This window comes from Pseudomonas sp. PLMAX, from assembly GCF_046042685.1.
Taxonomy (GTDB): Bacteria; Pseudomonadota; Gammaproteobacteria; order Pseudomonadales; family Pseudomonadaceae; genus Aquipseudomonas; species Aquipseudomonas putida_AE.
The window spans coordinates 1,406,488-1,421,186 of record NZ_CP064949.1 but is presented as its reverse complement, the minus strand read 5'-3'; the positions used below and the strand labels follow the sequence as shown (position 1 = coordinate 1,421,186).

At 59.8% G+C, this 14,699-nt stretch carries 11 protein-coding genes; 1 reads left to right on the top strand and 10 read right to left on the bottom strand.

Annotated features, from left to right (window positions below; all coding sequences use genetic code 11):
* Positions 1-34 precede the first annotated feature (34 nt).
* Together fghA and DKB71_RS06395 are read right to left on the bottom strand one after the other, a co-directional pair.
* On the bottom strand, positions 35-883 hold the full coding sequence (gene fghA, locus DKB71_RS06400) for an S-formylglutathione hydrolase (RefSeq protein WP_323607290.1): 849 nt from the start codon (positions 881-883) through the stop codon (positions 35-37).
* 91 nt (positions 884-974) lie between these two features.
* Entirely contained in the window at positions 975-2,087 is a 1,113-nt protein-coding gene (locus DKB71_RS06395) for an S-(hydroxymethyl)glutathione dehydrogenase/class III alcohol dehydrogenase (RefSeq protein ID WP_015093777.1), read from the bottom strand.
* Positions 2,088-2,194: 107 nt separating this feature from the next.
* Here DKB71_RS06395 and DKB71_RS06390 point away from each other — a divergent pair, with 107 nt between their 5' ends.
* Positions 2,195-3,091: a LysR substrate-binding domain-containing protein gene (locus DKB71_RS06390; protein WP_406592387.1), complete on the top strand. Its 897-nt coding sequence runs from the start codon at positions 2,195-2,197 to the stop codon at positions 3,089-3,091.
* Positions 3,092-3,194: 103 nt separating this feature from the next.
* On the opposite strand, the gene ispD is transcribed toward DKB71_RS06390, so the two are convergent.
* The 8 genes from ispD to dnaE all read right to left on the bottom strand — a co-directional run bounded on the left by ispD (position 3,195) and on the right by dnaE (position 14,680).
* Positions 3,195-3,902: a 2-C-methyl-D-erythritol 4-phosphate cytidylyltransferase gene (gene ispD, locus DKB71_RS06385; protein WP_274073293.1), complete on the bottom strand. Its 708-nt coding sequence runs from the start codon at positions 3,900-3,902 to the stop codon at positions 3,195-3,197.
* Positions 3,899-4,177: a cell division protein FtsB gene (ftsB, locus tag DKB71_RS06380; protein ID WP_008057335.1), complete on the bottom strand. Its 279-nt coding sequence runs from the start codon at positions 4,175-4,177 to the stop codon at positions 3,899-3,901. Before ftsB ends, ispD begins: the two co-directional genes overlap by 4 nt.
* A 163-nt stretch (positions 4,178-4,340) precedes the next feature.
* Positions 4,341-5,630, bottom strand: a complete 1,290-nt coding sequence (eno, locus tag DKB71_RS06375; RefSeq protein WP_408599892.1) for a phosphopyruvate hydratase — start codon at positions 5,628-5,630, stop codon at positions 4,341-4,343.
* 226 nt (positions 5,631-5,856) lie between these two features.
* A complete protein-coding gene (gene kdsA / locus DKB71_RS06370) occupies positions 5,857-6,702 on the bottom strand; it encodes a 3-deoxy-8-phosphooctulonate synthase (protein WP_077184445.1) in 846 nt (281 codons plus the stop codon).
* 5 nt (positions 6,703-6,707) lie between these two features.
* Positions 6,708-8,339, bottom strand: a complete 1,632-nt coding sequence (locus tag DKB71_RS06365) for a CTP synthase (protein WP_274073291.1) — start codon at positions 8,337-8,339, stop codon at positions 6,708-6,710.
* Positions 8,340-8,613: 274 nt separating this feature from the next.
* Positions 8,614-9,942 (bottom strand): tRNA lysidine(34) synthetase TilS, encoded by a 1,329-nt coding sequence (tilS, locus tag DKB71_RS06360; protein ID WP_408599891.1) that lies wholly within the window; start codon positions 9,940-9,942, stop codon positions 8,614-8,616.
* A 118-nt stretch (positions 9,943-10,060) separates the two neighbouring features.
* Positions 10,061-11,008, bottom strand: a complete 948-nt coding sequence (locus tag DKB71_RS06355; RefSeq protein WP_274077160.1) for an acetyl-CoA carboxylase carboxyltransferase subunit alpha — start codon at positions 11,006-11,008, stop codon at positions 10,061-10,063.
* A gap of 150 nt (positions 11,009-11,158) precedes the next feature.
* The gene (dnaE, locus tag DKB71_RS06350) at positions 11,159-14,680 is read right to left on the bottom strand and encodes a DNA polymerase III subunit alpha (protein ID WP_274077161.1); all 3,522 of its coding nucleotides are present in this window, start codon (positions 14,678-14,680) and stop codon (positions 11,159-11,161) included.
* Positions 14,681-14,699: the final 19 nt, after the last annotated feature.

Here is a 14,699-nt window from a genome sequence, read left to right as displayed (position 1 = left end):
CGCCCCGAATTTTGTCAGGGCGTGATTCTACCTGCTATTGAGCTGCTAGAGCATGCGCGTGATGCCGCAAGTGATCTTCGATGAAACTGGCGATGAAGAAATAGCTGTGGTCGTAGCCCGGTTGCAGACGCAACGTCAGCGGATGACCGGCCAGTTTGGTCGCCTGTTGCAAGGCTTCCGGCTTGAGCTGGGTGGCGAGGAAATCGTCGCGATCGCCTTGATCCACCAACAGTGGCAGCTTTTCGTCAGCCTCGGCGATCAACGCACAGGCATCCCATTCGCGCCATTTCGAACGGTCCTCTCCCAGGTAGCGGGAAAAGGCTTTCTGGCCCCAAGGGCAGTCCATCGGATTGTTGATCGGCGAGAACGCCGACACCGATAGATAACGCCCCGGATTGCGCAAGGCACAGACCAGCGCACCGTGGCCACCCATGGAGTGACCGCTGATGCCGCGCTTGTCCGACGCCGGGAAATGCGCTTCGACCAATGCCGGCAATTCCTGCACGACATAGTCATGCATCCGATAGTGCCGCGACCAGGGTTCCTGGGTGGCGTTCAGGTAGAACCCGGCGCCGAGGCCAAAATCCCAGGCACCATCCGGATCACCCGGTACGTCGGGACCGCGAGGGCTGGTGTCCGGCGCGACGATAATCAGCCCGAGCTCGGCGGCCACGCGCATGGCGCCGGCCTTCTGCATGAAGTTCTCATCGGTGCAGGTCAGGCCGGACAACCAGTACAGCACCGGCAATTTGCCGCCCTGCTCTGCTTGTGGCGGCAGGTAGACGGCGAACACCATGTCGCAGCCGAGCGTTTCCGAGCGATGGCGATAACGCTTGTGCCAGCCGCCGAAGCTTTTCTGGCAGGAGATATTTTCCAGGGTCATGGGCTTTTTTCAGCTGCAAGCTTCAAGCTCTATGCTGCAAGAGGGCGTCAAACCCACTTGCAGCTTGCGGCTTGAGACTTTCTGCTGCTCCTTAGAAATGAATGACGGAACGGATGCTCTTGCCTTCATGCATCAGGTCAAACGCCTTGTTGATATCTTCAAGGCCCATGGTGTGGGTGATGAAAGTGTCCAACGGGATTTCGCCGGTCTCGGCCATCTCCACGTAGCTTGGCAACTCGGTACGGCCACGCACACCGCCGAACGCCGAACCGCGCCAGACGCGACCGGTGACCAGCTGGAACGGACGGGTCGAAATTTCCTGGCCGGCACCGGCGACGCCGATGATCACCGACTCGCCCCAACCCTTGTGGCAGCACTCAAGGGCGGCACGCATCAATTGCACGTTGCCGATGCATTCGAAGGAGAAGTCGACGCCGCCATCGGTCATGTCGACGATGACTTCCTGGATCGGACGATCGAAGTCTTTCGGGTTTACACAATCGGTTGCACCCAGCTGTTTGGCGATCTCGAATTTGGCCGGGTTGATGTCGATGGCAATGATGCGAGCAGCCTTGGCTTTGACCGCACCGATGACCGCCGACAGACCGATGCCGCCGAGGCCGAAAATGGCCACGGTATCACCAGGTTTCACCTTGGCGGTGTTTAGTACAGCACCGATGCCGGTGGTGACACCACAGCCCAGCAGGCAGACTTTTTCCAGTGGCGCCTCTTTGGCAATCTTGGCCACGGAGATTTCCGGCAGCACGGTGTACTCCGAAAAAGTGGAAGTACCCATGTAGTGGAAAATCGTTTCGCCCTTGTAGGAAAAACGCGACGTGCCATCCGGCATCAGGCCTTTGCCCTGGGTCGCACGAATCGCCTGGCAGAGGTTGGTTTTACCCGACAGGCAGAATTTGCACTGGCGACATTCCGGGGTGTACAGCGGGATCACATGATCGCCCACCGCCACCGAGGTCACGCCTTCGCCGATCGCTTCAACGATCGCCCCACCCTCGTGACCGAGGATCGACGGGAAAATGCCTTCCGGGTCAGCGCCCGATAGGGTGTAGGCATCGGTATGGCAGACACCGGAAGCCACCACGCGCAGCAACACTTCACCGGCCTTGGGCATGGCGACATCGACTTCAACGATCTCAAGCGGTTTCTTGGCCTCGAAGGCAACGGCGGCGCGTGACTTGATCATGGTGATTCTCCAGTGAATAAAAACGAGACAAGGAGTGTAATACATGGCTCCACGATGAATAATCGAGGCAAATGCAAAATATTATTGCCGTACAGGGATAATCCTTCATGTCTGAAAATCGCTGGGAAGGGATCGACGAATTTGTCGCCGTTGCCGAATGCAGCCAATTCACCGCCGCCGCGGAACGCCTGGGGGTTTCTTCCTCGCATATCAGTCGACAAATCGTACGCCTGGAAGAGCGCCTGCAAACCCGCTTGCTCTATCGCAGCACCCGCCGGGTCACACTGACCGAGGCCGGACAAACCTTTCTGCAACATTGCCAGCGTTTGCAGGATGGCCGCGAAGAAGCGCTGCGGGCGGTCGGCGACTTGACCAGCGAACCCAAGGGCATGCTGCGCATGACCTGTGCCGTGGCGTATGGCGAACGCTTCATCGTGCCGCTGGTGACGCGTTTCATGGGGCTTTATCCACAACTGCGGATCGACATCGAACTCAGCAACCGCCAGCTTGACCTGGTGCATGAGGGCCTGGACCTGGCAATCCGCCTGGGGCGCTTGCAGGATTCAAGACTGGTGGCCACGCGCCTGGCGCCACGGCGCATGTATCTGTGCGCGTCGCCTTCCTACGTGGAACGGTATGGTCGGCCACACAGCTTGTCGGAATTGAGCCGGCACAATTGCCTTGTAGGCAGTTCGGACCTCTGGCAACTGGAACAGAACGGGCGGGAGTTTTCGCAACGGGTGCAGGGAAACTGGCGGTGTAACAGTGGGCAAGCGGTGCTGGAGGCGGCGCTACAGGGCGTGGGGTTGTGTCAGCTGCCGGATTATTACGTGTTGGAGCATTTGAAAAGTGGCGCACTGATTTCGCTGCTGGAGGCGCATCAACCGCCCAATACGGCGGTTTGGGCGTTGTATCCGCAGCAACGGCATTTGTCGCCCAAGGTGCGCAAGTTGGTGGATTATTTGAAGGAGGGATTGGCCGAACGGCCGGAGTATCAGGGTTAAGAGCAAAAGATCGCAGCCTTCGGCAGCTCCTACAGGGATCGCGTACAACCATCATTGTGCGGATGTACCGGCCCTTGTAGGAGCTGCCGCAGGCTGCGATCTTTTAGCGGCGGTTGGCCCATCGCAGCCGCAACCATTCCAGGTCTTCGGGGCGCGTAACCTTGAGATTATCCGCCCGCCCTTCAATCAGGCGCGGTGCCATCCCGGACCACTCCATGGCTGACGCCTCATCGGTGATGACAGCATCCGCCACCAGACTGTCCGCCAACGCCCGATGCAGTGCACCCAGGCGAAACATCTGCGGTGTATAGGCCTGCCAGATCACACTGCGATCCACGGTCTCGACGACACGACCCTGTTTGTCGACCCGTTTAAGCGTATCCCGCGCTGGAACCGCCAACAGACCGCCCACCGGGTCATCCGCCAGTTGCCCCAACAACTTGTCCAGGTCATCGCGACTCAGGTTGGGCCGCGCGGCATCGTGCACCAGTACCCAATCCTCATCGTCCGCACCCAACGCATGCAAGTGCAGCAACGCATTGAGCACCGATCCGGAACGCTCGGCGCCGCCGTCAACGCGTTGAATGCGTTTGTCGCCAGCACACGCCAGGTTCGGCCAATAAGGATCATCAACAGCAAGACTGACCACCAGGCCCTTCAGACCAGGATGATCGAGAAAACAGCCAAGGCTGTGTTCGAGAATAGTGCGCCCGCCCAGTTGCAGGTATTGCTTGGGACGGTCCGCGGCCATACGGGCACCGACGCCCGCGGCAGGAATCACGGCCCAGAAGGCCGGCAGAGACAGGTTCATTGTGCCAACTGGTAAAGGGTTTCACCGTCCTTGACCATGCCCAATTCATGGCGAGCCCGCTCTTCAACGGTCTCCATGCCCTTTTTCAACTCACTGACTTCAGCGTCCATCACCCGATTGCGCTCCAGCAACGTCTGGTTCTCAGCTTGCTGATCGGCAATCTGCTGAGTCAGCTCGGCCACTTGCGCCAGACTGCCATTTCCCACCCACAGGCGGTACTGCAGGCCAGCCAGCAGCAGGAGCAAGACGAGGAACAACCAATTGGGACTGCGCATCGAATATCAGGTATCCAGTGAAAAAAGACAGCCACACCAAAACATGAAGCTACTGATAGCACGAAGCCTGGAAGAACCAGGCTTGTGCTTGCAAGGCATCAGATTAGTGGCAAAAACGTCGCTGTAGCGATTTTTCCGACACAATCCGGTGTCTTTTTTTACATCAGCCGCGGAATTCGCTGCGGCCGTTGTACTTGGCCCTGCCATTCAACTGCTCTTCGATACGCAGCAGTTGGTTGTACTTGGAAACGCGGTCGGAACGGCACAGGGAGCCGGTCTTGATCTGGCCAGCCGAGGTGCCCACAGCCAGGTCGGCAATGGTCGAATCTTCGGTTTCGCCGGAGCGGTGCGAGATCACGGCGGTGTAACCAGCGGCCTTGGCCATCTGGATGGCTTCCAGGGTTTCGGTCAGGGTGCCGATCTGGTTGAACTTGATCAGGATCGAGTTGGCGATCTTTTTATCGATGCCTTCTTTCAGGATCTTGGTGTTGGTCACAAACAGGTCGTCGCCTACCAGCTGGGTCTTCTCGCCGATCTTGTCGGTGAGGATTTTCCAGCCAGCCCAGTCGGACTCGTCCAGGCCATCTTCGATGGAGATGATCGGGTAACGCTCGGTCAGGCCTTTGAGGTAGTCAGCGAAACCTTCAGCGGTGAACACCTGGCCTTCGCCGGACAGGTTGTACTTGCCGTCTTCGTAGAATTCGCTGGCTGCGCAGTCCAGGGCCAGGGTCACGTCGGTGCCCAGCTTGTAACCGGCGTTGGCCACGGCTTCGGAGATCACTTTCAAAGCGTCTTCGTTGGAAGCCAGGTTCGGTGCGAAACCACCTTCGTCACCCACGGCAGTGCTCAGGCCACGGGCCTTCAGGACAGCCTTGAGGTGATGGAAAATCTCGGTGCCCATGCGCAGACCTTCCGAGAAAGACTTGGCGCCAACCGGCTGCACCATGAATTCCTGGATGTCGACGTTGTTATCGGCGTGCTCGCCACCGTTGATGATGTTCATCATCGGAACCGGCATCGAGTAGACACCCGGGGTGCCGTTCAGGTTGGCGATGTGAGCGTACAGCGGCAGGTCCTGGTCCTGTGCTGCTGCCTTGGCCGCGGCCAGGGAAACGGCGAGGATCGCGTTGGCGCCCAGGGTTGCCTTGTTTTCGGTACCGTCGAGCTTGATCATCGCGTGATCCAGCGCTTTCTGGTCGCTTGGGTCCATGCCTTTCAACAGGTCGCGGATCGGACCGTTGATGTTGGCGACGGCCTTCAGGACGCCCTTGCCCAGGTAACGGCTCTTGTCGCCATCACGCAGCTCGAGCGCTTCACGCGAGCCAGTGGAAGCACCGGACGGCGCGCAAGCGCTGCCGATGATGCCGTTGTCGAGAAGCACATCCGCTTCCACGGTGGGATTGCCACGGGAGTCGAGAACTTCACGACCTTTGATGTCGACGATTTTAGCCATTGTTGTAAACACTCCAAAGTTGACGAAAACGCTGTACCGCTCGATTTATAAGTTTCGCATTACTTTGTGGGAGCCGGCTTGCTGGCGATGGTGTCCTTTCGGGCCCCTTCGCTGGCAAGCCAGCTCCTACAGGTCACATTTGTGGGAGCCGGCTTGCTGGCGATGGCGTCCTTTCGGGCCTCATCGATGGCAAGCCAGCTCCTACACAGGATCGGGGTTGCCGATATTACGCGGTTTCTATGGCAGGAAAACTCTTCACCAGTTCGTCCAGGGCTTTGAGCTGGGCCAGGAATGGCTCCAGTTTGTCCAGGCGCAAGGCGCAAGGGCCGTCGCATTTGGCGTTGTCCGGATCCGGGTGGGCTTCCAGGAACAGGCCCGCCAGGGACTGGCTCATGCCGGCCTTCGCCAGGTCGGTGACCTGGGCGCGACGACCACCGGCGGAATCGGAGCGACCGCCAGGCATTTGCAGCGCGTGGGTCACGTCGAAGAATACCGGGTATTCGAACTGCTTCATGATGCCGAAGCCGAGCATGTCGACCACCAGGTTGTTGTAGCCGAAGCTCGAACCGCGCTCGCAGAGGATCAACTGATCGTTACCCGCTTCCACGCATTTGCTCAGGATGTGTTTCATTTCATGAGGTGCGAGGAACTGGGCTTTCTTGATGTTGATTACCGCGCCGGTCTTGGCCATCGCGACCACGAGGTCGGTCTGGCGCGACAGGAAGGCCGGCAGCTGGATGATCTCGCAGACTTCAGCGACGACCGCGGCCTGCTCAGGCTCGTGGACGTCAGTGATGATCGGCACGCCGAAGGCTTGCTTGATGTCCTGGAAAATCCGCATGCCCTCTTCCAGGCCGGGGCCACGGTAAGAGGTCACGGAGGAACGGTTGGCCTTGTCGAAGCTGGCCTTGAACACGTAAGGGATACCCAGTTTCTGGGTAACCTTCACGTACTCTTCGCAGACCTGCATCGCCATGTCGCGGCTTTCCAGCACGTTCATGCCACCGAAAAGCACCATTGGCTTGTCGTTGGCAATCTCGATATCGCCTACGCGGATGATCTTCTGCGCCATGGGGTTCACGCCTTCTTCTGGTGTTGAGCCAAAGCGGCCTTCACGAAACCGCTGAACAACGGGTGACCGTCGCGAGGCGTCGAGGTGAACTCAGGGTGGAACTGGCAAGCGACGAACCATGGATGATCCGGCGCTTCAACCACTTCGACCAGCGCGCCATCACCGGAACGACCGGAGATTTTCAGGCCGGCTTCGATGATCTGCGGCAGCAGGTTGTTGTTCACTTCGTAGCGATGACGGTGACGCTCGACGATCACGTCCTTGCCGTAGCAGCCGTGAACCAGGGAACCCGGCTCCAGCAGGCAATCCTGCGCGCCAAGGCGCATGGTGCCGCCCAGGTCGGACGCTTCGGTACGGATTTCAACGGCGCCGGTGGCATCTTCCCACTCGGTGATCAGGCCGACTACCGGGTGACCGCTGGCACGATCGAACTCGGTGGAGTTGGCGTCTTTCCAGCCCAGCACGTTACGCGCGAACTCGATCACGGCCACTTGCATACCCAGGCAGATACCCAGGTATGGCACTTTGTTTTCGCGAGCGTACTGGACGGCAGTGATCTTGCCTTCCACGCCACGCAGACCGAAGCCGCCTGGCACCAGGATCGCGTCGACACCTTCCAGCAGCGCGGTGCCCTGGTTCTCGATGTCTTCGGAATCGATGTAGCGCAGGTTGACCTTGGTACGGTTGCTGATGCCGGCGTGACTCATCGCTTCGATCAGCGACTTGTAGGCGTCCAGCAGCTCCATGTACTTGCCGACCATGGCGATGGTGACTTCGTGCTCAGGGTTGAGCTTGGCGTCGACCACGGCTTCCCACTCGGACAGATCGGCACCGCCGCATTGCAGGCCGAAACGCTCGACGACGAAATCGTCCAGGCCCTGGGAGTGCAGGATGCCCGGGATCTTGTAGATGGTGTCGGCATCTTCCAGCGCGATCACCGCACGTTCTTCAACGTTGGTGAACTGCGCGATCTTGCGACGCGAGGACACATCGATCGGGTGGTCGGAGCGGCACACCAGCACGTCTGGTTGCAGGCCGATGGAACGCAGTTCCTTCACCGAGTGCTGGGTTGGCTTGGTCTTGGTTTCGCCGGCCGTGGCGATGTACGGCACCAGCGTCAGGTGCATCAGCATCGCGCGCTTGGCGCCGACTTCGAAACGCAGCTGGCGGATTGCTTCGAGGAACGGTTGCGATTCGATGTCACCCACGGTGCCACCGATCTCGACCATCGCCACGTCGGCATCGCCCGCGCCCTTGATGATGCGGCGCTTGATTTCGTCGGTGATGTGCGGAATCACCTGGATGGTTGCACCCAGGTAGTCACCACGGCGCTCTTTGCGCAGCACGTGCTCGTAGACACGGCCGGTGGTGAAGTTGTTGTTCTGGGTCATGGTCGTGCGGATGAACCGCTCGTAGTGGCCCAGGTCCAGGTCGGTCTCGGCGCCGTCGTGGGTGACGAACACTTCACCGTGCTGGAACGGGCTCATGGTGCCCGGGTCGACGTTGATGTACGGGTCCAGCTTCAGCATGGTGACCTTAAGTCCCCGCGCCTCCAGGATGGCCGCCAATGATGCCGATGCAATGCCTTTCCCCAATGAAGAAACAACACCGCCCGTGACGAATATGTAGCGCGTCATGAAAAACCCTAGAAGTCTGCGTTAAAGCGGTCCGAGCCGCCGGGGAAAGCGAAGGAAGGCCGAAGCCCCCGATCACCTGCATTAATCACAGTGCACCTTTCAAAAAAACCGCCGCGTTGGGACAGACCGGGAAATGAAACACCGGTTCGTTGCTCGCTACACATTTTTTGGAATCGCCCAGCAAAGACTGCTTGGTAATCGGCAACTCCTGCAATTCAGGCGAATCCACAGAAGTTGTATCAAGAAGGGAGCGTAGTCTACCGGAAAGCCCCTTTCAGCTCAAACCTTGATCTTCGCCTGGCGGTTGCCAATGTAAATGCCAGCCACCCGTCGCTTCGCCATCCAGCCCCGCCAGGTTAGCCACCGCCAGCAATTGCTCGCCCTTGTACAGCAGCGGCAATCTGCCGCGCACGAACAGCGGCACCCCACGTTCGTTGAGCAAACGCTTCAAGTCGCGATGGCCGCGGCCGGGCAGCTCCATCACTTCGCCCCCTTCACGATAGCGGATCTGCAAGGGGCCATCGGGGATTTGCCCACTGAGCGTGAGCATGCCGTTGTCGGCCAACGCCAGCGGCTGAGCGGGTTCCAGCCATGCGCCAGGCGCTGGAGCCGCGCGCAACCAGGCACCGGATAACCACCAGATACGCCCGCCCGCCCGATGCAGTTCGCCATCGGCCAGGCGCCAGATCGGCCGGGCGTCGCCGGTGGCATCGCGCAAATCGAGCCAACCCGACCAATGGTCGCTATCCGGCAGCTGAGTCAGCGGTTCGAGCCAGTGGCTGAGCGCATTGCGCTGGCGAGCATCGGAGAGTTTTTCCAGCGATGCCAATTCCAGCGAGGGTAAATTCAGCCAATCGAATTCGCTGGCGGCGCTGGCGTGGCTCAAGTCAATTTGCGCCAGATCATCCAGCAACCCCTGCGCCTCGCTCAAATGCGCGGCACTGCGGGCCATGGAAGCCATCGCCTGCGGCCAGCGCTGGGTCAATGCAGGAAACACCTGATGACGCAGGTAATTGCGCGAGAATTGCCGGTCCTGGTTGGAAGGGTCCTCGATCCAGTTCAATTGATGCTCCGCCGCATACGCCTCAAGCTCGGCCCGGGTAGCATCGAGCAAAGGCCGCAACAGATGCCCTTTGCCCAACGGGCGCTGGCGTGGCATCCCTGACAGCCCCCTTACGCCGGCCCCTCGCAACAGGCGGAACAGCAAGGTTTCCGCCTGATCGTCACGGTGCTGGGCCGTCAGCAGGACTTCATTGGCTTGAGTGGCGTCAATGAACGCCGCATAACGCGCATCGCGGGCTGCACGCTCAAGGCTTGCGCCGGGTTGCACCTGGACGCGGACGACTTGCAGCGGCACGCCCAGCGCATCACAGACCGACTGACAGTGATCCGGCCACGCGTCAGCCGCAGCCTGGAGGCCGTGATGGACATGGATGGCGCTCAGTGGTGGCAGGGACTGGAATTTGGCGAGGTGTGCGAGAAGATGCAGGAGGACGGTGGAATCGAGGCCACCGGAGAAGGCGATGTGCCAATGTGCAGCATTGCGCCAAGGCTGAAGATTTAGCAAAAGCCGAAAAGGCAGATCACTCTTCGAAGGATTCATAGAGATTGATCGCTTCTCATGGAACCCTGTAGGAGCTGCCGCGGGCTGCGATCTTTTGATCTTAAAAAATCAAGATCAAAAGATCGCAGCCTGCGGCAGCTCCTACAGGGGTACCGCGTTAGAGACCGTAGCTCATCAGACGATCATAGCGGCGCTTCAGCAGCGCATCGTTGTCGAACTTCTTCAGCATTGCCAGTTGCGAGCTCAGTTCGGCGCGGATCGAGGCAGCGGCAGCAGCCGGATCACGGTGTGCGCCGCCAAGTGGCTCGCTGATCACTTTATCCACGATGCCCAGGCCCTTGAGGCGCTCGGCGGTGATGCCCATGGCTTCAGCGGCGTCCGGTGCTTTCTCGGCGGTTTTCCACAGGATCGATGCGCAACCTTCCGGCGAGATCACCGCGTAGGTCGAGTACTGCAGCATGTTCAGCTGATCGCAAACGCCGATGGCCAGCGCACCACCAGAACCACCTTCACCGATCACGGTGGCGATGATTGGGGTTTTCAGGCGAGCCATCACGCGCAGGTTCCAGGCAATCGCTTCGCTCTGGTTGCGCTCTTCAGCGTCGATGCCAGGGTAAGCGCCCGGGGTGTCGATGAAGGTCAGGATCGGCATCTTGAAACGCTCGGCCATTTCCATCAGGCGGCAGGCCTTGCGGTAGCCTTCCGGACGCGGCATGCCGAAGTTGCGGCGAACCTTTTCGCGCACTTCGCGGCCTTTCTGGTGACCGATGACCATTACTGGCTGGTCTTCCAGACGGGCAATACCGCCAACGATGGCGGCGTCGTCGGAGAAGTGACGGTCACCATGCAGCTCGTCGAACTCGGTGAAGATGTGTTCGATGTAGTCCAGGGTATATGGACGCTTCGGGTGACGCGCCAGACGCGCGATCTGCCAGCTGGTCAGCTTGCCGAAGATGTCCTCGGTCAGCGTGCTGCTCTTGTCCTGCAGGCGGGAAATCTCATCGCCGATATTCAGCGAATTGTCATTACCGACCAAGCGCAACTCTTCGATCTTGGCTTGCAGGTCGGCGATCGGCTGTTCGAAATCTAGAAAATTCGGGTTCATAGGCGTCCGTCTTGGGTCGACGTCCAAGAGAGCTTGGGCCGGCCGGTTGTCTATTCGCGCCCTACCATAAGGGACAGGCGCGTTCAGGTCGAGATTAAATTCTGGTCAAGCTCAGGGCCCCGCTCAAAGTTAAAAGCGACACCCTGACCGTTAACGGTATTGGAGGAAGACGTTGTCTCGCCCGAACTGGTCACGCAGGGCTTGAATCAACGCATCCGCCGGGTCGATTCGCCAGCCTTCGCCGAACTGCAGCAAGGCTTTCGCATCGGGACTCGTGTAGTCCATGGTGATCGGGCACGCACCGCGGTGACGCTTCAACAGCTCACCCAGCCAGCGTAGCTGATCGCCCTTGAGATCCTTGGCGTGCAACTTCAGGCGCAGGCTCTCGGCCAGGTTGGTGCGCGCATCCTCCATGCTCATCACCCGCTTGACCCGCAAGCGCAGACCACCGGAGAAGTCGTCGTTGCTGACTTCGCCTTCGACCACCACCATCGCATCGGTCTGCAACAGCGATTGCGCGGAATGGAACGCATCGGCGAACAACGACGCTTCGATCCGCCCCGAACGGTCGTCGAGGGTGATGAAGCCCATCTTGTCGCCCTTTTTGTTTTTCATCACCCGCAGGGCGATGATCATGCCGGCAACGGTCTGGGTATCGCGCGCGGGCTTGAGGTCGATGATGCGCTGACGGGCGAAACGGCGGATTTCGCCTTCGTATTCGTCGATCGGGTGACCGGTCAGGTACAGGCCCAGGGTGTCTTTCTCGCCCTTGAGCCGTTCCTTGAGGGTCAGTTCCTTGGCCTTGCGATGATTGGCGTAGACGTCGGCGTCTTCCTCGACGAACAGCCCGCCAAACAGGTCGGCATGGCCGCTGTCATGGGTACGGGCGGTTTGCTCGGCAGCCTTGATCGCCTCTTCCATCGCGGTCAGCAGTACCGCACGGTTGCGGTCGATATTGGCCTGATAGGCTTTGGCTTCGTCGTGGAAATACGGGCCCAGGCGATCCAGCGCACCGCTGCGGATCAAGCCGTCGAGGGTGCGCTTGTTGATGCGCTTGAGGTCGACCCGGGCGCAGAAATCGAACAGGTCCTTGAACGGACCGTCCTGCCGCGCTTCGGTGATCGCCTCCACCGGCCCCTCGCCCACACCCTTGATCGCGCCAAGGCCATAAATGATCCGGCCTTCGTCGTTCACCGTGAACTTGAACTCGGAAGTGTTCACGTCCGGCGCGTCGAGACGCAGCTTCATCGTGCGCACTTCTTCGATCAAGGTCACGACCTTGTCGGTGTTGTGCATGTCCGCCGAGAGTACCGCGGCCATGAACGGCGCCGGGTAGTGCGCTTTCAGCCACGCGGTCTGGTACGACACCAGGCCATAGGCGGCGGAGTGGGACTTGTTGAAGCCGTAACCGGCGAATTTTTCCACCAGGTCGAAAATGTTACCGGCAAGGTCCGCGTCGATGTTGTTGGTCGCGCAACCTTCGATGAAACCGCCGCGCTGCTTGGCCATTTCCTCGGGCTTTTTCTTACCCATGGCCCGGCGCAGCATGTCCGCACCACCGAGGGTGTAGCCGGCCATGACCTGGGCGATCTGCATCACCTGTTCCTGATACAGGATGATGCCGTAGGTCGGGGCCAATACTGGCTTGAGGCCTTCGTACTGGTAGTCCGAGTGCGGATACGCGAGTTCCGCGCGACCGTGCTTACGGTTGATGAAGTCGTCCACCATGCCCGATTGCAGCGGGCCGGGACGGAACAGTGCCACCAGTGCGATCAAGTCTTCCAGGCAGTCGGGCTTGAGCTTTTTGATCAGCTCTTTCATGCCTCGGGATTCAAGCTGGAACACCGCTGTGGTTTCGGCTTTTTGCAGCAGCGAATAGGTCGGTTTGTCGTCCAGCGGGATGAACGCGATGTCCAGCGGCGGCTCGTTGACCTTGGCGCGGTCGCGGTTGATGGTCTTCAGCGCCCAGTCGATGATCGTCAGGGTCCGCAGGCCGAGGAAGTCGAACTTCACCAGGCCGGCGGCTTCGACGTCATCCTTGTCGAACTGGGTTACCAGGCCATCGCCTGCTTCGTCGCAATAAATGGGCGAGAAGTCAGTGAGCTTGGTGGGTGCGATTACCACACCACCGGCGTGCTTGCCGACGTTACGCACAACGCCTTCAAGCTTGCGGGCCATCTCCCAGATTTCCGCGGCTTCTTCATCGACCTTGATGAAGTCACGCAGGATTTCTTCCTGTTCGTAGGCCTTTTCCAGGGTCATGCCGACTTCGAACGGGATCATCTTCGACAGGCGATCCGCCAGGCCGTAGGACTTGCCCTGCACCCGCGCCACGTCGCGGACCACAGCCTTCGCCGCCATGGAACCGAAGGTGATGATCTGGCTTACCGCGTTGCGGCCGTATTTCTCGGCCACGTAGTCGATCACCCGGTCGCGACCGTCCATGCAGAAGTCGACGTCGAAGTCGGGCATGGAGACCCGTTCCGGGTTGAGGAAACGTTCGAACAGCAGGTCATATTCCAGCGGGTCGAGGTCGGTGATCTTCTGCACATAGGCCACCAGCGACCCGGCACCCGACCCCCGGCCAGGACCTACCGGCACACCGTTGTTCTTGGCCCACTGGATAAAGTCCATCACGATCAGGAAGTAACCGGGGAACCCCATCTGGATGATGATATCCAGCTCGAAATTCAGCCGGTCGACATAGACCTGGCGCTTGGCTTCATAGTCCTCGGTGGTGTCCTTGGGCAGCAGGACGGACAGCCGCTCTTCGAGGCCATCGAAGGACACCTTGCGGAAGTATTCGTCGATGGTCATGCCATCGGGGATCGGGAAGTTGGGCAGGAAGTGCGTGCCCAGCTTGACTTCGATGTTGCAGCGCTTGGCGATCTCGACGGTGTTTTCCAGCGCCTCGGGAATGTCGCTGAACAGCTCGGCCATTTCCTCGGCACTTTTGAGGTACTGCTGATCGCTGTAGTTCTTCGAGCGGCGCGGATCGTCGAGGGCCCGGCCCTCGCCGATGCATACGCGGGTTTCGTGGGCGGCGAAATCTTCCTGCTTGATGAAGCGCACGTCGTTGGTCGCGACCAGCGGTGCGCCGATTTTCTCGGCCAGCGCCACGGCGCCGTGCAGTTGCTCTTCATCGTTGGGGCGGTTGGTGCGCTGGATTTCCAGGTAGAAACGATCCGGAAAAACCGCCATCCACTCACGCGCCAGGGTTTCCGCTTCGTCCGGGTTGCCGCTGAGCATGGCCTGGCCGATCTCGCCCTCTTTGGCCGCCGACAGCATGATAAGGCCGTCGCTGGCTTCGGCCACCCATTCGCGCTCGATGATGATCGAGCCATTGCGCTGACCGTCGATGAAACCTCGAGAGATCAATTCGGTGAGGTTGCGATAACCCGCGGCATTCATCACCAGCAGGCTGATCCGGCTCAGGGGGTTGTCCGGATCCTTGTTCGACAACCACAGGTCGGCGCCGCAGATCGGCTTGATCCCGGCACCCATGGCGTTTTTATAGAATTTGACCAGGGAACACATGTTGTTCTGGTCAGTGACCGCTACGGCAGGCATGTTCATGCCGACCAGGGTCTTGACCAGCGGCTTGATCCGCACCAGACCGTCGACCAGGGAGTATTCAGTGTGCAGGCGTAGGTGAACGAATGAAGCCGGCATAGTGATCCTGCATTAAGTC

What these genes read in the sequence shown, in the direction of transcription:
- fghA (WP_323607290.1), bottom strand. Translation starts at nt 883, where the DNA reads ATGACCCTGGAAAATATCTCCTGCCAGAAAAGCTTCGGCGGCTGGCAC.
- DKB71_RS06395 (WP_015093777.1), bottom strand. Translation starts at nt 2,087, where the DNA reads ATGATCAAGTCACGCGCCGCCGTTGCCTTCGAGGCCAAGAAACCGCTT.
- DKB71_RS06390 (WP_406592387.1), top strand. Translation starts at nt 2,195, where the DNA reads ATGTCTGAAAATCGCTGGGAAGGGATCGACGAATTTGTCGCCGTTGCC.
- ispD (WP_274073293.1), bottom strand. Translation starts at nt 3,902, where the DNA reads ATGAACCTGTCTCTGCCGGCCTTCTGGGCCGTGATTCCTGCCGCGGGC.
- ftsB (WP_008057335.1), bottom strand. Translation starts at nt 4,177, where the DNA reads ATGCGCAGTCCCAATTGGTTGTTCCTCGTCTTGCTCCTGCTGCTGGCT.
- eno (WP_408599892.1), bottom strand. Translation starts at nt 5,630, where the DNA reads ATGGCTAAAATCGTCGACATCAAAGGTCGTGAAGTTCTCGACTCCCGT.
- kdsA (WP_077184445.1), bottom strand. Translation starts at nt 6,702, where the DNA reads ATGGCGCAGAAGATCATCCGCGTAGGCGATATCGAGATTGCCAACGAC.
- DKB71_RS06365 (WP_274073291.1), bottom strand. Translation starts at nt 8,339, where the DNA reads ATGACGCGCTACATATTCGTCACGGGCGGTGTTGTTTCTTCATTGGGG.
- tilS (WP_408599891.1), bottom strand. Translation starts at nt 9,942, where the DNA reads ATGAATCCTTCGAAGAGTGATCTGCCTTTTCGGCTTTTGCTAAATCTT.
- DKB71_RS06355 (WP_274077160.1), bottom strand. Translation starts at nt 11,008, where the DNA reads ATGAACCCGAATTTTCTAGATTTCGAACAGCCGATCGCCGACCTGCAA.
- dnaE (WP_274077161.1), bottom strand. Translation starts at nt 14,680, where the DNA reads ATGCCGGCTTCATTCGTTCACCTACGCCTGCACACTGAATACTCCCTG.